Genomic DNA, 16,577 nt, shown 5'->3' on the forward strand with positions numbered 1-16,577 from the left:
TCATGCGGCTGCCACCGCCTGCCGCAAGCCCAGTGCCTGCCCGATGTCGTCAAGGCCGGGCCGGTCACGGTGTCCGAGGTCGGCCAGTGTCCAGGCCAAGCGCAGGACACGGTCGTAGCCCCGCGCGGTAAGCGCTCCCCGTTCGAGGGAGCTGTCCAGGATGCGGGTGGTCGCCGGAGGCAGCTTCAGCACACCCCTTAACAGGCGGCCCGGGACCTGGGAGTTGGTCTCCAGTCCGAAACTTCCGAGCCGCTCCTGCTGGCGGAACCTGGCGGCCGCCACACGCCTGGCCACGGTTGCGGAATCCTCTTCTCCGCTGGCCTGGCCGAAATCCGCCAGGGAGACCCTCTCCACCTGAAGCTGGATGTCGACGCGGTCCAGGAGCGGACCGGACATCCTTCCGAAGTAGCGCCGCCGCATAACCGCTGTGCACGTGCAATCCACGCCTTTCCCGCTGGCCTTGCCACACGGACAGGGGTTCGCTGCAAGGACCAGCTGGAACCGGGCGGGATAGGCGGCGGTGCCCGCCGAGCGGTGGATCACGAGCTCACCGCTTTCCAGGGGCTGGCGCAGGGCATCCAGGACGCGGCGTTCGTATTCCGGGGCCTCGTCCAGGAACAAGACGCCCCTATGCGCACGGGACGCGGCGCCGGGCCGTGGGAGGCCGGAACCCCCGCCGATGATTGCCGCGGCGGTTGCGCTGTGGTGCGGGTTCTCGAACGGGGGCCTGCGCAGCAGCGAGATCTTTTCGATGTGCACGGCCGAAAGCGAATGGATCGCGGTGACCTCCATGGATTCCTTGTCCCCGAGGTCCGGAAGCAGTCCGGGAAGCCGTTCGGCGAGCATTGTCTTCCCCGCGCCGGGGGGTCCGCTCAGGAGTACGTGGTGGGCGCCCGCTGCGGCGACTTCAAGTGCGCGGCGTGCGTCGCCCTGCCCGGAGACATCGCAGAGGTCAGGCGCGGCGGACGGGAGGGTGCCGCCGTCGGGGTCTTCTTCCTCCATGGGGTCGTAGTCGAGCGCAAGGTCCTGCGGGTCCGCGCCGAAGTCGAAGGCGAGCCGGGCAAGGGTTTTGTATCCGCGGACCCGGGCACCGGGTACGAGCATGGCCTCGGCGGCGTTGGCCTGGGCCACCACGACGTCCGGGTGCCCGGCCTGTACCGCCGCCATCACGGCGGGCAGGATGCCGCGGACCGGGCGCAGCCGGCCGTCAAGGCCAAGCTCGGCGATGAACACAGTGCCTTCAGTGGAGCGGATGTCCCCGGCGGCGCCCAGCACCGCCATGCAGATGGCGAGGTCGAAACCGGAGCCGCGTTTTGGCAGCGACGCCGGGATGAGGTTGGCAGTGATCTTGCGCCGGCTCAGCGGAATGCCGGAGTTTTGCGCGGCCGAGCGGATCCGTTCCCGGGCTTCGTTCAGGGCGGCGTCCGGCAGGCCCAGGATGAGGAAGTTCGGCAAAGTCTGCCCGATGTCCGCCTCGACCTCCACGATGTAGCCGTTGAGGCCCAGCAGCGCCACGCAGTAGCTCCGTGCGACGCCCATGTCAGCCCACGCCCTTGAGGTGTTCAAGGCTCGGCGACCCGATGCCGTCGTCGATCACGGCGACGACGTCCACGCGGCGGCCCGAGGCACGCAGCTCGTGGGCACGGCACCACGATGAGGCCAGGCGCTGCAGGCGGGCAAGTTTCGCCGCGCCGACGGCTTCGAAGGGATGCCCGTAGTCCAGGCTGCGGCGCGTCTTCACCTCCGCGATCACCAGGGTGTCGCCGTCCAGGGCAACGATGTCGATCTCGCCCGAGGGGCACCGCCAGTTGCGGTCGATGATCCGCATCCCGAGGGTCTCCAGGAACCCGGCAGCAAGGGCCTCGCCCTGCCTGCCGAGGATGTCTTTCTCTTTCATGTCCACCTCCGCTACCAGCGTGCGGGCACGCCGGAAGCGGGAACAGCAGGAAAAAGGGCTATGTGGGAAACCCGACGGAAATGCGGTTGTGGAGGAGAAGCCGGGACACTGGAAGCATCCGGCTACCGCACGGCGTCAGTTGCCGAGGTCGCCGAGATCGCCGTCCTTCGGCAAGGAGAGTTCGTTCCGGGGAAGTTCCTCGACGTTGACGTCCTTGAAGGTGATGACGCGGACATTCTTCACGAACCGCGCGGAACGGTAGACATCCCAGACCCAGGCGTCCTGGAGGGTCAGGTCGAAGTAGACCTCGCCGTCGGCGCTGCGGGCCTGCAGATCGACGTGATTGGCAAGGTAGAAACGCCGTTCGGTCTCGACAACGTAGCTGAACAAACCGACCACATCGCGGTACTCGCGGTAGAGCTGGAGCTCCATGTCGGTTTCGTAGTTCTCAAGATCTTCGGCACTCATAGATCCATCTTGCACCATCGCACCGGTGTCGACAGCCAGCGGCGTTCCGACGCGGGCAGCCTGCCGCCCTAGAGGAGGTTCCAGCTGCTCCGGTGGTAGCTGCTCGGGCCCGCGGCCCGCAGGGCTTCGCGGTGGGCCGTGGTGCCATAGCCCTTGTTTTCATTCCACGCGAAGCCCGGGAATTCGCTGTGCAGGTCCAGCATCATCCGATCCCTCGCCACCTTGGCAAGGACACTGGCGGCCGCAACGCTGAGGCAGGACATGTCCGCCTTCACCCGGGTGTGCACGGGGGCGTCACACTCGGTCACGCCGGGGTCGGCTGCTGCCTCCGTATCGAACAGGGAAACCTGCGCGGGCGGTGAGAGCCAGTCGTGGCTGCCGTCAAGAAGGACCACGTCGGGCCGCGTTCCGGCGGCCAGGAGCTCGCTCCAGGCCCTGTTGCCGGCAAGCCTGAGGGCAGCGATGATGCCGAGGCCGTCGATTTCCGCTGCGCTGGCATGCCCGACGGCAGCGGCGACCGCCCAGCCCCGCACCAGCGGTTCGAGCCGTTCGCGGTCTTCGGCCTTGAGCAGCTTGGAGTCGCGTACGCCGTCGAGCAGGCTTTGCTCCTGGAGATCGACGACGGCGATCCCCACCGAGACGGGCCCGGCGAACGCACCGCGGCCCACTTCATCGACGCCGGCGAGCAGCCGGACTCCCGGCGCGAGGAAGCTCCGTTCAATGTCCAGCGTCGGGGCGGCGGAAGCCTTCGTCGCAGCGGCCGCCGCGGCACCCCGCGGGCTTGCCTTGCGCGCGGTCGACTTGACCGCAGTGGTCTTTGGCGCCGTCGTCTTGCGAGCGGTGGACTTCGCCACGCCCGCCTTGGCCCCCGTAGCCCGGCTGCTCATTTGCCCGTGGGCGCGGTGTTGGAGCTGCTGTCCTCGGGGGACGGCGCCGGAACGCTGCGGAAGACTTCGGAGTGGTTGTCCAGGACCTGCCAGCGGCCTACGGGCCAGGCGATCACGGCCGCCTTGCCTTCGACGTCGGGCAGGTTGATGAAGCCGCCGTTCATTTCGCGGTGTTCGCGGGAGTCCGCCGAATTGTTGCGGTTATCGCCCATGACCCAGATTTTCCCAGCCGGGACGACCACATCAAAGGGGTTGGCACTCGGCGGCTCGGCAGGGTTGAGGTAGTCCTCATTCAGGACGGTGCCGTTGACGCTGACCCGGGCTTGGGAGTCGCAGCAGACCACATGGTCGCCGGGCAGGCCGATGACGCGCTTGACGAGGTGCTGTTCCGTTTCGTCCGGGAGCAGTCCCACGAAGGCGAGGCCGTCCTGCAGCCATTTGAAGGGCCCCGGGTCTTCCTTCGGCGTGGCCGGGAGCCAGCCCTGGGTGTCCTTGAACACCACGATGTCACCCCGCTGGAGGGCGAAGGGCTCCGGTACCAGCAGGTTCACGAAGATCCGGTCGTCCTTCTCCAGGGTGGCCACCATGGATTCGGACGGGATGAAGAACGCCTTGAACAGGAAGGTCTTGATGAGGAATGACAGCACGATGGCGATCCCGACGACCGTGCCGATCTCCTTGAGCCAGAGCAGGAACTGATTGCCCTTCTTGCCGTCCTCGTCCGGCGTCTCGGCTTCCTGTTCGGGATTCTCCGGCATCTACTGTCCGTTCTTCGAAGTTGTTGCGACCAATGCTGGCCTTGGCAGTTCTGCCAATCTATCAAGTGGCCAGATGATCCGGACCGGCCTGCCGATCACCCGGTCCACGGGAACCAGTCCGCCGCCGGGAGCGCCCAGCAGGCTGCGGGAATCCGCGGAGCGTGAGCGGTGGTCGCCCATGAGCCAAAGGCGGCCTTCCGGGACCACGACGTCGAACTGCTGCGCGCTCGGCGCGTCGCCCGGATAGAGGTAGGATTCCGCAACTGCCTGACCGTTGACTGTGAGCCTGCCGTCCGTGCCGCAGCAGCGCACATGGTCCCCCGGGACGCCGATGACCCGCTTCACATAGGTTGTGTCGCTGCCGGTCAGGCCCAGCCAGTGTCCGACGGCGGCCGCGGCGTCTGCCAGCGGGCCCTTGCCGCTGCTGAGCGGAGCGAAAGTCCCCCTGCCGTCGAAGACCACGATGTCGCCGCGGCGGATGGGTTCGGCACTGAAATCCGTGCGGGAGACAAGGATGCGGTCCCCGGTGCCGAGGAGCGGTTCCATCGATTCCGAGGGGATGAAGTAGACGTCGATCCAGAGGGAGCGGACCAGGCCGCTGATGGCCACAGCCAGGACCACTCCGAGCAAAACAAAACGCCAGCCCTGTTTCCGGGGCTGGCGTTCTGCGTGGTCCATGGTTCGTATCCCTGTTGCGTTGCGGATTTCTCCGGCGCAGGCCGGGACGGATCGCAGGACCCGCTGCGTGAGTCGGAAGACTTACTTGTTGAAGTCGCGCTTTTCCTTGATCTTCGCAGCCTTACCGCGCAGTTCGCGCATGTAGTAGAGCTTGGCGCGGCGGACGTCACCCTTGGTGACAACCTCGATCTTTTCGATGATCGGGGAGTGCACCGGGAAGGTACGCTCAACACCGACACCGAAGGAGACCTTGCGGACCGTGAAGGTTTCGCGAACGCCGTCACCCTGGCGGCCCAGGACGAAGCCCTGGAACACCTGGACACGGGAGTTCTTGCCTTCGATGATGTTCACGTGCACCTTGAGGGTGTCACCGGCGCGGAACTCGGGAACATCGTTGCGCAGCGAAGCTGCATCTACGCTATCGAGGATATGCATTAATCCACTCCTGGTGGACGCCACAGGTCATCCACTTTGGGTCACGGCGGCCAAGCCCGGAACAGTCCGGAAATTGCCGTCGAAGTTCAAAAGAACGGCCCCACCACTGATCGGGGGTGCCGCGTGTCCCGCTGTTGGTTGCGCTCCCCCTGTGGCAGGTGCGGACCCAGCAGACACAAAGAACAATTTTGCCATACCACCCGGCACGCGGCCAATTCCCGCGCGGCTTTTCCGCACGGATGGTTCCGGCCCGGCGTTCCGCGGTCAGGCCCGCGCGTCCCCTTCGGGACCGGTGCGCCGGCGCAGGCGGCCGTCGACGACGTCGTACCCGAGTTCGGCGAAAGCGGTACGGTCCGCACGGTCCAGGCTGCCGGCGTCGAACGCGTCCAAAAGGTCCGGCCTGCGCGCGGCGGTCCGCCGGAACTGTTCGTGGCGGCGCCAGCGCGCAATCTTGCCGTGGTTGCCGCTGAGCAGGATCTCCGGAACTTCGCGCTCACGCCAGTTGGACGGCTTGGTGTAGACGGGGTATTCGAGGAGGCCGTCCGAATGCGATTCCTCGACGAGTGAATCCGGGTTCCCGACGACGCCGGGCAGAAGCCGCCCGACGGCCTCCACCATGGCGAGTACAGCCACCTCGCCGCCGTTGAGCACGTAGTCCCCAAGGCTCATGGGACGGACGGTGAAGTGCTCCGCAGCCCACTCGATGACGCGTTCGTCGATGCCTTCGTAGCGGCCGCAGGCGAACACCAGGTGTTCTTCTTCGGCGAGTTCGTAGGCGGTGGCCTGGGTGAAGCGCTCCCCCGCCGGCGAGGGAACCACCAGCACCGGCCGCCGTTCCCCGGGGGCAGCGGCGGCCACGGATTCGAGCGCCTGGGCCCAGGGTTCGGGCTTCATCACCATCCCGGCACCGCCGCCGTAGGGCGTGTCGTCGACAGTGCGGTGCCGGTCCGTGGTGAAGCTACGGAGGTCGTGGACGTTGAGTTCCAGAATCCCGTCCTGGCGCGCCTTGCCGATGAGCGAGAGCTCAAGCGGGGCCAGGTAGTCCGGGAAGATGCTGACGACGTCGATCCTCACGCGCGGTCCCCGGTGCCGCCGTCGTCGCCACTGTTGGCTTCATCGCTGTTGAGCTCGAACAGGCCGGGCGGCGGAACCAGCAGCACGTAGCCGCCGTCGGGGTTGACCTCGGGAACGATCTCCTCGACGAAGGGCACCAGGATTTCCCTGCCGTCCGCGCCTTCGATTACCAGGAGGTCCTGTGCGGGCAAGGTGTTCAGGGCAGTGACCCGGCCGACCACCTGGCTCCCCACGCGCGCCTCGAGGCCCACCAGTTCGTGCTCGTACCAGCCTTCTTCGTCGTCGTCGTCAAGCTCTTCGGTTTCGACGAACAGCTTGGCGCCGCGGATGACCTCTGCGGCGTTGCGATCGGCAATCTCCTCAAAGCCCAGCAACAGGATGTCCTTGTTCCAGCGGGCACTGCGGACGGTCAGCGGGCCGAGCTTGGCCGGTTCCACGAGGAATTCGGTGCCGGGAACGAATCGGGACTCGGGGGCATCGGTGAGCACCTGCACTGTCACCTCGCCGCGAATTCCGTGGGGCTTGCCGATTCTGGCCACCTGAAGCTGCATGGTTTCCTCTGTTTTTCCTACGCTGTGCCGCGCCTCTGCGGCAAGCGGCCCGAAAAGTCTGATGGGGCGAAAAAAGGAATCCGGCCCCTCCACCATTATCTGGTGGCGGGACCGGATCCAAAGTCCAGCTATTGCTGAGCGCGTCTACCGGCGGCGGTCGGTGTCGACGACGTCGACCCTGACCTGCTCGCCACCGGCCAGAGCCGCGATCACAGTGCGCAGTGCACGTGCGGTGCGTCCCTGGCGGCCGATGACCCGGCCGAGGTCGTCCTGGTGGACACGAACCTCGAGCGATTCACCGCGTCGGTTGTTCCTGGCACTGACCTTGACATCCTCAGGGCTGTCGACAATGCCGCGGACCAGGTGTTCGAGCGCTTCTGCCAGCAATTTACTCGGCCTCGGTGGCTTCTGCCTCGGGAGCCTCGGCTTCCTCAGCGGCCTCTTCCTTCTTGGCCTTCTTGGTGATGGCTTCGGGGATGATCACGGAGCCCTTTTCCGGAGCGACGAAGGCTTCCTTCGGAGCCTTGGTCTTCAGGGTGCCTTCCTGGCCCGGCAGGCCCTTGAACTTCTGCCAGTCACCGGTGATCTTCAGGATGGCGGCAACCTGCTCGGTCGGCTGGGCGCCGACGGACAGCCAGTACTGTGCACGCTCGGAAGCGACCTCGATGTACGAGGGCTCCTCGGTGGGGTGGTACTTGCCGATTTCTTCGATGGCACGGCCATCGCGCTTGGCGCGGGCGTCCATGACAACGATGCGGTAGTACGGTGCGCGCATCTTACCGAAGCGCTTGAGGCGAATCTTAACGGCCACTTTTGTGGTCACTCCTGTTTCTGAAACGAGGGTGAACCCATCGTTCTGCACCCGTGGGGCGGGCCATACTTGAGGGTTCTAAGGACAGGATGCGCGCACGGAGAGAGGGGCCGCACGGATCGAGTACCTGTCCATTGTGCCAGATGGCGGACGGGAATTCGAACTGGACCTCCCAGGGTGTCGCGCACGCCGGAGCCGGGCAAAGGAAACCTTGCGGCCCCGGCGCGGATGCTCAGACAGACCAGACGTAGAGCCCGGCGCGTTCGGACTTTTCGACATCGGCGGCCAGCGCCGCCAGCTGCTGGACGTAGCCGCGGGATTCCTCCGCACCGAAGGGCATGTCCTCCTGCGCGGCCCAGCTTTCTGCGACATCGTCCAGGACGTTGCCCTCGCCTTCACTTTCGTAGCTGAGCAGCTCTGAAAGGGCACGCACCATGGCGGCAGGAACGCCAAGCAGTGCGTCACTGGTGACATCGACCATGGCCAGCTCGTAGTCGGCGCCCGCGGCGTGGACGGCGTGTCCGGCCAGGTCCCCGAGCTGCTCCACTTCGAAATCACTGATGCCGGGGATGCGAACCGCCGCACCGGCCACTTCGCCGCCGCGTTCCAGCGCAGCCGCACGCTTGAGCGCTTCATCGTGGGTGGCAACAAAAATTTCGGCAAAACCCATGGAAACCACTCTCATTCATCCGTTCCAACGCAGCACGGCGGCCCCGAACCAGCGGGGGAATCGCGCCGTCCCGATCAGCGTAACGGACTGGGACCTAACGGACGGCCACGCGGAGGCGGTTGCGCCACGGATCCTCGAAACGCAACTCCTGTCCGGTGTGGTGCGATTCGATTCCGGCGACCTTGAGGCGGTCCGCCAACGCTCCGACGTCGTCACCGGACGGCACCTCGATCACCACTTCACCCAAGCCCAGGGTGTCGCGGCGCGGGCCGGCTCCGCGGCTGTTCCAGACGTTCATCGCCATGTGGTGGTGGTAGCCGCCGGCAGAGACGAACAGGGCCTGGCCGTGCCATCCCGCAGTCCGCTCGAAGCCGAGGGTGCTGACATAGAAGTCCTGGGCGGTCTGCACATCGCCCACCTGCAGGTGGACATGCCCGACGCCGGCAGCAGCGGCACGCTGGCCGGCCACCGCTTCCTCGTTCAGGTGGTCCTGCAGGTACCGCTGCGGGGCCAGCGGAAGGCTGTCCATGACGACGGTGCTGCCGTTCCACTCCCAGCCTTCACGGGGCTTGTCGTAATAGAGTTCGATGCCGTTGCCCTCGGGGTCGGTGAAGTAGAACGCCTCGCTGACCAGGTGGTCAGCGCTTCCGACGAATGCGCGCGGCTCATATTGCGCGGCGGTCGCAATGGTGGCTGCGAGCGCGGCCCGGTCCTCGAACAGCAGGGCCGTGTGGAAGAGGCCGGCCTCGCGGCGCCCCGGAATCTGCAGGCCGGCGGCCGGGGCCAAGTGCACCAGGGGCTTTCCGAGACGGCCGTAGTAGAGTCCGCCGTCCTGCTCGGCCACAACATCCAGGCCAAGGGCATTCTGGTAGTAGCCGCTCATGAGCTTCATGTCGCCGACCTTGAGCATGACTGTGCCCATGGTCAGTTCGGCAGGAAGCAGGTCCTGATTGGATGCTGCGGTCATTGAAACTCCCGAAAGTGTTGGCGCCGCCGATCGGCGCTTCTACTCTTAATAAATTACTTGAAGCTTCAATTTATTCCAAGGGCTACCTGATGACCCGGCCGCCAAGCACCACGTGCCGCAGCCGCGCGACGGTAGCGAGCGTCCGCCGCGGATCCTCCGCACAGAGTACGACGTCGGCCGGGGCGCCTTCGCCGATCCCTTCGGCTCCCAGCCATCCACGCGCGGACCAGCAGGCGGCGTCGAGGGCCGCTGCCGGGGAAAGCCCGGCACGGTGCAGCTCAAGGATCTCGTCGGCAATGCGGCCGTGCTTGATGACGCTTCCGGCGTCCGTTCCCGCGTAGACCCGGACCCCGGCGTCGAACGCCTCCCCGATCCGTTCGTAGCGGCGCTCCCATAGTTCGAGCATGTGCGTGGCGTAGCGGGGGAACTTGGCTTCGGCTTGCCTCGCGATGTCCGGGAAGGTCGCGATGTTCACCAGCGTGGGGACGATCGGCACGTCCTGCTCCACCAGCCGCGGAATGTGCCTGGGCAGCAGCCCGGTGGCGTGCTCGATGCAGTCGATGCCGGCGTCGAGCATGTCGTCGATGGTGTCCTCCGCGAAACAATGGGCCGTCACGCGTGCGCCTTCGTCATGGGCGGCGGCGACGGCGTCCTTGACGACCGCGGCCGGGAAGGAGGGCCCGAGGTCGCCTGCGGAGCGGTCGATCCAATCCCCCACCAGCTTCACCCAGCCGTCCCCCGCGCGGGCCTGCTTCCTGGCCTCCTCCACGAGCTGTTCCGGTTCGATTTCCACTCCCAGTCCACGCAGGTAGCGGCGGCTGCGGGCGATGTGCCGGCCGGAGCGGATGATCCGGGGCACGCCCGGGCTCCCCTGCAGCCAGCGGGTGTCCGCGGGAACGCCGGCGTCGCGTACCAGAAGCGTGCCGGCGTCGCGGTCGGCCGCGGCCTGGGCCCGGGCGGTGTCCTCGTCCACCGCGCCGCCGGGTCCCAGGCCGATATGGCAGTGGGCGTCCACGAAACCCGGCAGCACCCAGCCGTCCAGGACGAGTTGCGGCTGCCGTTCCGGCCTCGTGAAGGTGAGCCGGCCGTCCACGGACCACAATCCGCGGCGATCCTCCGCGGGCCCGCACAACACGGTCCCGCTGAATTCGATGATGCCGGCTCCGGCGTCAACGCTCATTGCTGAAGCTCCCTTTCCATTGCAATCCTGCAGCCGCCGTCGAGGTCTGCGAGCGCCGCCGCAAGGAGGGCGCCGGCGGCGCCTTCAATGCCCGGCAGGGAGGCGTAGCCGGACGCCAGGCGGCCCTGATCTGGTGCACGCCGCCACAGTAACATCCAGGCTTTTCGGTCCCCGCACCCGGGGCTGTGGTAGCTTCGTCTACGACCACACGGGGGCCCATGCATGGGCTGAGATCAGGCTGGCGCAGCCTGCGACCGTCGAACCTGTCCGGGTAATGCCGGCGAAGGAAGTGAGTAATCCTTTGAGTACCTCAGATGCACAGCACAGCCCTGCCCAGAACGGTTCCGCCGAGGTGACGCAGTCGCTGAAATCGCATTCCCTGGCCTACATCGAGGACGCCGGTTCCGGCATCCGCGTGCCAGTCACGGAGATTGCGCTGGAGCCCTCCCCCAACGGCGAGGCGAACGCGCCGCTGCAGGTCTACCGCACTGCCGGCCCGGGCAGCGATCCGGTGGTCGGGCTGGAGCCGTTCCGTGCTGCCTGGATCGAGGGGCGCGGCGACACCGAGACCTACAGCGGCCGCGAACGGAACCTGCTCGACGACGGCAAGTCGGCGCTGCGCCGGGGTGCAGCCTCCGCTGAATGGAAGGGAGCCCAGCCGGTACCGCGCCGCGCCGTCGAGGGCAAGACGGTGACCCAGATGCATTACGCGAAGCAGGGCATCATCACCCCGGAGATGCGCTTCGTGGCGCTGCGCGAGAACTGCGATGTGGAACTGGTCCGCAGCGAGGTGGCGGCAGGGCGTGCCATCATCCCCAACAACATCAACCACCCCGAGTCCGAACCGATGATCATCGGCAAGGCCTTCCTGGTAAAGATCAACGCCAACATCGGCAACTCGGCCGTGACCAGTTCGATCGCCGAAGAGGTCGACAAGCTGCAGTGGGCCACCCAGTGGGGCGCGGACACCGTCATGGACCTCTCCACCGGCGATGACATCCACACCACCCGCGAGTGGATCATCCGCAACTCCCCCGTTCCGATCGGCACCGTTCCGATCTACCAGGCGCTGGAGAAGGTCAACGGCGAGGCCAACAAGCTGACCTGGGAGATTTTCCGCGACACGGTGATCGAACAGTGCGAGCAGGGCGTGGACTACATGACCATCCACGCCGGCGTGCTGCTGCGCTACGTGCCGCTGACCGCCAACCGCGTGACGGGCATCGTTTCGCGCGGCGGTTCCATCATGGCCGGCTGGTGCCTGGCGCACCACGAGGAGAACTTCCTCTACACGCACTTCGATGAGCTGTGCGAGATCTTCGCCAAGTACGACGTCGCGTTCTCCCTGGGCGACGGCCTGCGTCCCGGCGCGACGGCGGATGCCAACGACGCTGCCCAGTTCGCCGAGCTGGACACCCTGGCCGAGCTGACGCAGCGTGCGTGGGAGTACGACGTCCAGGTGATGGTCGAGGGGCCCGGCCACGTGCCGTTCCACCTGGTCCGCGAAAACGTGGAACGCCAGCAGGAACTCTGCAAGGGCGCGCCGTTCTACACCCTTGGCCCGCTGGTCACGGACGTCGCCCCCGGCTACGACCACATCACCTCGGCCATCGGCGCCACGGAAATCGCCCGCTACGGCACGGCCATGCTCTGCTACGTCACCCCGAAGGAGCACTTGGGCCTGCCGAACAAGGACGACGTGAAGACCGGCGTGATCACCTACAAGATCGCCGCGCACGCCGCAGACCTGGCCAAGGGGCACCCCGGAGCCAACGAACGCGACGACGCGCTGTCCAAGGCGCGCTTCGAGTTCCGCTGGCGCGACCAGTTCGCGCTGTCCCTGGACCCGGTCACGGCCGAGACGTTCCACGACGAAACGCTTCCCGCGGAACCGGCAAAGACCGCGCACTTCTGCTCCATGTGCGGGCCGAAGTTCTGCTCCATGCGCATCAGCCAGGACATCCGCGATGAGTACGGCTCCGCGGATGCCCAGGCGGCGATCGCGGAAATGTACGCCGGCATGCGTGAAAAGAGCGAGGAGTTCCTCGCGGCCGGCGGAAAGGTCTATCTCCCCGAGCTGACCCTGCCGGAAGCCTCGGGGCGCCGCGGCTGACCGACCTTAGGCCGGGTGCCTGCGGGATGCCTGCGCCCGGCCGGATTCCGCGATGAAGGAGCGGATGATCCGGTCTCCTTCGGGCGAATCATGGGGCCGGTGTCCTCCTGCCGCAACGCGGTGGAGGGCACCGGTTTCGCGCAGGTAGGCGGCGATCTCCTCGTAGAGGGGTTCCCAGCCACCCGTGAGCACCAGGGTGGGAACGCCCGGAACGATATGCAGCGGCGCTTCCCACGGCGGGGCCTGCAGCCTCAGCCGCCGTGCGGCTCGGCGCGGGTCCTCGGTCGACGCCGGCCCGGCCACGGCCGAGGCGGTGCGGCGCCGGAACTCCTGCAGGTATTCCTCGTCGCCCAGCCGGTGCCGGGCCTCGAACAGAGGCTCCATGAGGGCCCGGTACGCCATGGTGGCGGGAAGTTCCGCGGTCAGGGACAGGCAGGCCGGTTCCACCAGGACAAGGGAGCGCACCAGTTCCGGATGCTCGACGGCGACCAGCATCGCCGGGATGGCCCCCAGGGAATGCGCCACGAGGTGTCCGCCGGGAGTGTCTCCGCTTTCCAGGGCGGCCAGGATGATTGCGACGTCGGCGGCGACAGACGGCTCCACGGGCTCAGCCACCGGATCGAAGCCTTGGCGCCGCAGGAAGAGGGCGTCATACTGCAAGGCCATGCCGTGCTGCTTCGGCCACGCAGCAGCTCCGAATGAGCCGCCGCCGTGGACGAAGACAACGCGTTGCTTTTCCATTGCTCCAGCCTAGTTTGCGAGGGGACCCAGCCGCGCGAAGCGAGGTTGGGGAGCAAGCTGGGGCGCTAGGCTGGCGCCGGACCGGCAGCGCCGCGGACTACTTGTCGGCTTACTTGCCGAGGAACTTGTCGAAGCCCTTGGGCAGGTTCAGCTGCGAGGGATCGAAGTCGGCCGCCCCCTGGCCGAATGCGGCACCGCTCGGCGCGGAAGCAGCGGCCTTGCGCTTGGCCTCGGCGTCCCGCAGTTCCTGCGCCGCCTTTGCCGGGTTGCCGGAACGTGCCTTCTTCTTGGGTGCGTTCTTGGCGCCCTTGCGTGCTCCGGCGCCGCCCATGCCCGGCATTCCGGGCATTCCGGGCATGCCGCCGCCCTGGGCGAGCTTCTTCATCATCTTCTGCGCCTGGGCGAAACGCTCCAGCAGGCCGTTGACCTCCGAGACGTGCACACCGGAACCGCGGGCGATGCGGGCACGGCGGGAACCGTTGATGATCTTCGGGGCCACGCGCTCGTGCGGAGTCATGGAACGCACAATGGCTTCGACCCGGTCGATCTCGCGCTCGTCGAACTGCTCAAGCTGCTGGCGGATGTTCTGTGCACCCGGCATCATCATGAGCATCTTCTTCATGGAGCCCATCTTGCGGATCTGCTGCATCTGGGCCAGGAAATCATCCAGGGTGAAGTCTTCCTGGTCGGCGAACTTCTTCGCCATCCGGGCGGCTTCGTCCTTGTCCCAGTTCTTCTCCGCCTGCTCGATCAGGCTGAGCACGTCGCCCATGTCCAGGATGCGCGAGGCCATGCGGTCCGGGTGGAACAGCTCGAAGTCGTCCAGGCCTTCGCCGGTGGAAGCGAACATGACGGGCTTGCCGGTCACGGAGGACACCGAGAGGGCGGCACCGCCGCGTGCGTCGCCGTCGAGCTTGGACAGCACGATGCCGGTGAAGTTGACGCCCTCGTCGAAGGCGTGCGCGGTGTTGACCGCATCCTGGCCGATCATCGCGTCGATGACGAAGAGAACTTCGTTCGGGATGATCGCCTGGCGGATGCGGCGCGCCTGGTCCATCATTTCGGCGTCGACGCCGAGACGGCCGGCGGTGTCCACGATCACGACGTCGTGCAGCTTCTGGCGGGCTTCGTCGACGCCGGCCTTCGCGACGGCGACCGGGTCACCGGTGGGGGTCTCAAGGTCGGAGGTGGTTCCGGGGTGGGGGGCGAAGACGGGTACACCGGCGCGGCTACCCACTACCTGCAGCTGGGTGACGGCGTTGGGCCGCTGGAGGTCACAGGCCACCAGGATGGGGCTGTGGCCCTGGGACTTCATCCACTTGGCGAGCTTGCCGGCGAGGGTCGTCTTGCCGGCGCCCTGGAGGCCGGCAAGCATGATGATGGTGGGGCCCGTCTTGGCCAGCCGGATGCGGCGCGTTTCGCCGCCGAGGATCTCCACGAGTTCCTCGTTGACGATCTTCACGATCTGCTGGCTCGGGTTCAGCGCGGCCGAAACCTCGGCGCCGAGGGCACGTTCGCGGATGCGTCCGGCGAATTCACGGACCACGGGAACAGCAACATCCGCGTCCAGCAGGGCGCGGCGGATCTCCCGGACTGTGGCATCGACATCGGCCTCGGAGAGGCGGCCCTTGCCACGGAGATTCTTGAAGGTTGCTGTCAACCGGTCAGAGAGTGAATTGAACACGCGACGTGCACTTCTTTCAATGGTCTACGGATGGCGGCCGGAACGGCGCGCCTGCATCATTGCCGATCATTGTCCCGGACAACACTGATTCAACGCGGCTGCGGGACCCGACTATCTAGGGTACCAAGTTGCACCTCCAAGATGGCATGCTGGCACAGTGACCAGCGAAAACACTGTGAAAACACTGCTCATTCTTGGCGCTTCGGGGGACCTCACAGGCCGGCTGCTGCTTCCGGGACTGGCACGGCTGGTGGCATCAGGCCGGGCCACGGGCCTGAAGCTCGTGGGTGCCGGCTCCGATGACTGGACAGCGGCACAGTGGAGCAGGCGTGTCCACGACTCCTTCGCCGAGGCCGCCAAGTCCGCAAGCGCAGCAGGCAAAGCCGCCCTCGCCGCGATGGAAAAGGACACCGCTTACCACGGGCTCGACGTCACGGCCGACGGCAGCCTGGCCGGGCTGCTAAGCGGGCTGGAGGCACCCGTTGCCGTGTACTTCGCCCTCCCGCCACAGGTCAGCCAGAAGGCCTGCGAAATCCTGGATCGATCGCAGCTTCCGCCCGGCACCCGCCTCGTCCTTGAAAAGCCCTTCGGCTCCGGCACCGATTCGGCACATGCCCTGAACCGGACGCTGGCAGCGCTGGTACCGGAAGACCACATCCACCGCGTAGACCACTTCCTGGGCAAGGCCACGGTGCTGAACATCCTGGGCCTGCGCTTCGCCAACCGTTTCCTGGAACCGGTGTGGAACCGCGAGCACATCGAGAAGGTCGAGATCATCTTCGACGAGGACCTGGCCCTGGAAGGCCGTGCCCGTTACTACGACGGCGCCGGCGCCCTGCGTGACATGATCCAGAGCCATCTCCTGCACATCATGGCCCTGCTCGCCATCGATGCCCCGGCTACCATCGGCGAGCGCGACCTGCGCGATGCGATCTCCACGGTCCTGCGCGCCAGCAACATCACCGCACCTTACAAGAAGTCGACGCGCCGGGCCCGTTACAGCGCCGGGACGATCGGGGGCCGCGATGTCCCTGACTACACGGCCGAAGAGGGCGTGGATCCGACCCGAGACACCGAAACCCTCGCGGAGGTGGAGGTGGGCATCGACACCTGGCGCTGGAAGGGCGTTCCGTTCATCCTGCGTTCGGGCAAGGCCCTGGGCCTGAAGCGCAAGGAAGCGGTGGTCACCTTCCGCCCCGTGCCGCACCTGCCCGACGGCTTTCAGGGGGTGGATGCCCCCAACCAGCTGCGGATCGGTTTCGGCCCGGACACGCTGAAGCTCGACGTCGACGTCAACGGCCCCGGGGACGTGTTCAGCCTCGACCGTGCCACGCTCCTGACCGAGCTCAACGCCTCCGAACTGCTTCCCTACGGTGAAGTCCTCGAAGGGATCATCAGCGGCGATCCCCTGTTGTCGGTGCGCGGCGACACCGCCGAACAGTGCTGGCGGATCGTGGAACCGGTACTTGCCGCCTGGGCCAGGGGTTCCGTTCCGATGGAAAAGTACGACGCCGGCAGCGCCGGTCCCGCAGGCTGGCCCACCGCCGTCGAGGGCTGACGTCCGCCGCGCACAAGGGAACCGGACACAACAGGAACCGGACACAGAAGAACGGGCCGGGTACCTTGTCGGTACCCGGCCCGTTCCTTGCCTCCGGCGGATGGC

The 16,577-nt window shown here is 66.7% G+C and carries 18 protein-coding genes and 1 riboswitch; of the genes, 2 read left to right on the top strand and 16 right to left on the bottom strand.

Features of this window, described 5'->3' with window-relative positions; genetic code table 11:
* The 14 genes from ACZ9CK_RS10330 to ACZ9CK_RS10395 form a co-directional block, all read right to left on the bottom strand.
* The gene (locus tag ACZ9CK_RS10330) at positions 1–1,539 is read right to left on the bottom strand and encodes a YifB family Mg chelatase-like AAA ATPase (protein ID WP_476049903.1); all 1,539 of its coding nucleotides are present in this window, start codon (positions 1,537–1,539) and stop codon (positions 1–3) included.
* Position 1,540: 1 nt separating this feature from the next.
* Entirely contained in the window at positions 1,541–1,897 is a 357-nt protein-coding gene (locus tag ACZ9CK_RS10335) for a YraN family protein (RefSeq protein ID WP_426298119.1), read from the bottom strand.
* Positions 1,898–2,032: 135 nt separating this feature from the next.
* Positions 2,033–2,365: a DUF2469 domain-containing protein gene (locus ACZ9CK_RS10340; protein WP_115788744.1), complete on the bottom strand. Its 333-nt coding sequence runs from the start codon at positions 2,363–2,365 to the stop codon at positions 2,033–2,035.
* A 68-nt stretch (positions 2,366–2,433) separates the two neighbouring features.
* On the bottom strand, positions 2,434–3,252 hold the full coding sequence (locus ACZ9CK_RS10345; RefSeq protein WP_426298121.1) for a ribonuclease HII: 819 nt from the start codon (positions 3,250–3,252) through the stop codon (positions 2,434–2,436).
* Positions 3,249–4,010, bottom strand: coding sequence for a signal peptidase I (gene lepB, locus ACZ9CK_RS10350; protein ID WP_426298123.1), 762 nt, complete (start codon positions 4,008–4,010; stop codon positions 3,249–3,251). Before lepB (ACZ9CK_RS10350) ends, ACZ9CK_RS10345 begins: the two co-directional genes overlap by 4 nt.
* On the bottom strand, positions 4,011–4,688 hold the full coding sequence (gene lepB / locus ACZ9CK_RS10355) for a signal peptidase I (RefSeq protein WP_476049904.1): 678 nt from the start codon (positions 4,686–4,688) through the stop codon (positions 4,011–4,013).
* An 81-nt stretch (positions 4,689–4,769) separates the two neighbouring features.
* Complete coding sequence (rplS, locus tag ACZ9CK_RS10360) at positions 4,770–5,123, bottom strand: 50S ribosomal protein L19 (RefSeq protein WP_115788748.1); 354 nt, start codon at positions 5,121–5,123, stop codon at positions 4,770–4,772.
* Positions 5,124–5,387: 264 nt separating this feature from the next.
* Positions 5,388–6,197, bottom strand: coding sequence for a tRNA (guanosine(37)-N1)-methyltransferase TrmD (gene trmD, locus ACZ9CK_RS10365; RefSeq protein ID WP_476049905.1), 810 nt, complete (start codon positions 6,195–6,197; stop codon positions 5,388–5,390).
* Entirely contained in the window at positions 6,194–6,748 is a 555-nt protein-coding gene (gene rimM / locus ACZ9CK_RS10370) for a ribosome maturation factor RimM (RefSeq protein WP_426298130.1), read from the bottom strand. Before rimM ends, trmD begins: the two co-directional genes overlap by 4 nt.
* A 144-nt stretch (positions 6,749–6,892) precedes the next feature.
* Positions 6,893–7,135, bottom strand: a complete 243-nt coding sequence (locus tag ACZ9CK_RS10375) for an RNA-binding protein (RefSeq protein WP_070347547.1) — start codon at positions 7,133–7,135, stop codon at positions 6,893–6,895.
* Between the two features lies 1 nt (position 7,136).
* On the bottom strand, positions 7,137–7,559 hold the full coding sequence (gene rpsP / locus ACZ9CK_RS10380) for a 30S ribosomal protein S16 (RefSeq protein WP_115788751.1): 423 nt from the start codon (positions 7,557–7,559) through the stop codon (positions 7,137–7,139).
* Positions 7,560–7,791: 232 nt separating this feature from the next.
* Positions 7,792–8,229, bottom strand: coding sequence for a hypothetical protein (locus tag ACZ9CK_RS10385; protein ID WP_426298133.1), 438 nt, complete (start codon positions 8,227–8,229; stop codon positions 7,792–7,794).
* Positions 8,230–8,323: 94 nt separating this feature from the next.
* Entirely contained in the window at positions 8,324–9,196 is an 873-nt protein-coding gene (locus tag ACZ9CK_RS10390; RefSeq protein ID WP_476049906.1) for a VOC family protein, read from the bottom strand.
* Between the two features lie 82 nt (positions 9,197–9,278).
* Positions 9,279–10,376, bottom strand: a complete 1,098-nt coding sequence (locus ACZ9CK_RS10395; RefSeq protein ID WP_426298137.1) for an amidohydrolase family protein — start codon at positions 10,374–10,376, stop codon at positions 9,279–9,281.
* A gap of 198 nt (positions 10,377–10,574) precedes the next feature.
* A riboswitch (TPP riboswitch) is annotated at positions 10,575–10,682 on the top strand.
* Here ACZ9CK_RS10395 and thiC point away from each other — a divergent pair.
* The gene (thiC, locus tag ACZ9CK_RS10400; RefSeq protein ID WP_426298139.1) at positions 10,651–12,489 is read left to right on the top strand and encodes a phosphomethylpyrimidine synthase ThiC; all 1,839 of its coding nucleotides are present in this window, start codon (positions 10,651–10,653) and stop codon (positions 12,487–12,489) included. Its footprint overlaps the riboswitch before it by 32 nt.
* A 6-nt stretch (positions 12,490–12,495) precedes the next feature.
* Here thiC and ACZ9CK_RS10405 read toward each other — a convergent pair whose 3' ends face one another.
* Both ACZ9CK_RS10405 and ffh read right to left on the bottom strand, forming a co-directional pair.
* On the bottom strand, positions 12,496–13,230 hold the full coding sequence (locus ACZ9CK_RS10405; protein ID WP_476049907.1) for an alpha/beta fold hydrolase: 735 nt from the start codon (positions 13,228–13,230) through the stop codon (positions 12,496–12,498).
* Between the two features lie 109 nt (positions 13,231–13,339).
* Positions 13,340–14,914, bottom strand: coding sequence for a signal recognition particle protein (ffh, locus tag ACZ9CK_RS10410; protein ID WP_476049908.1), 1,575 nt, complete (start codon positions 14,912–14,914; stop codon positions 13,340–13,342).
* 157 nt (positions 14,915–15,071) lie between these two features.
* Between ffh and ACZ9CK_RS10415 the strand changes: the two genes are divergently transcribed.
* Positions 15,072–16,472 (top strand): glucose-6-phosphate dehydrogenase, encoded by a 1,401-nt coding sequence (locus tag ACZ9CK_RS10415; protein WP_476049909.1) that lies wholly within the window; start codon positions 15,072–15,074, stop codon positions 16,470–16,472.
* Positions 16,473–16,577: the final 105 nt, after the last annotated feature.

This window comes from Arthrobacter sp. TE26545, from assembly GCF_056279005.1.

Coding starts and splice junctions, on each gene's coding strand:
- ACZ9CK_RS10330 (WP_476049903.1), bottom strand. CDS start 1,539: ATGGGCGTCGCACGGAGCTACTGCGTGGCGCTGCTGGGCCTCAACGGC.
- ACZ9CK_RS10335 (WP_426298119.1), bottom strand. CDS start 1,897: ATGAAAGAGAAAGACATCCTCGGCAGGCAGGGCGAGGCCCTTGCTGCC.
- ACZ9CK_RS10340 (WP_115788744.1), bottom strand. CDS start 2,365: ATGAGTGCCGAAGATCTTGAGAACTACGAAACCGACATGGAGCTCCAG.
- ACZ9CK_RS10345 (WP_426298121.1), bottom strand. CDS start 3,252: ATGAGCAGCCGGGCTACGGGGGCCAAGGCGGGCGTGGCGAAGTCCACC.
- lepB (WP_426298123.1), bottom strand. CDS start 4,010: ATGCCGGAGAATCCCGAACAGGAAGCCGAGACGCCGGACGAGGACGGC.
- lepB (WP_476049904.1), bottom strand. CDS start 4,688: ATGGACCACGCAGAACGCCAGCCCCGGAAACAGGGCTGGCGTTTTGTT.
- rplS (WP_115788748.1), bottom strand. CDS start 5,123: ATGCATATCCTCGATAGCGTAGATGCAGCTTCGCTGCGCAACGATGTT.
- rimM (WP_426298130.1), bottom strand. CDS start 6,748: ATGCAGCTTCAGGTGGCCAGAATCGGCAAGCCCCACGGAATTCGCGGC.
- ACZ9CK_RS10385 (WP_426298133.1), bottom strand. CDS start 8,229: ATGGGTTTTGCCGAAATTTTTGTTGCCACCCACGATGAAGCGCTCAAG.
- ACZ9CK_RS10390 (WP_476049906.1), bottom strand. CDS start 9,196: ATGACCGCAGCATCCAATCAGGACCTGCTTCCTGCCGAACTGACCATG.
- ACZ9CK_RS10395 (WP_426298137.1), bottom strand. CDS start 10,376: ATGAGCGTTGACGCCGGAGCCGGCATCATCGAATTCAGCGGGACCGTG.
- thiC (WP_426298139.1), top strand. CDS start 10,651: ATGCCGGCGAAGGAAGTGAGTAATCCTTTGAGTACCTCAGATGCACAG.
- ACZ9CK_RS10405 (WP_476049907.1), bottom strand. CDS start 13,230: ATGGAAAAGCAACGCGTTGTCTTCGTCCACGGCGGCGGCTCATTCGGA.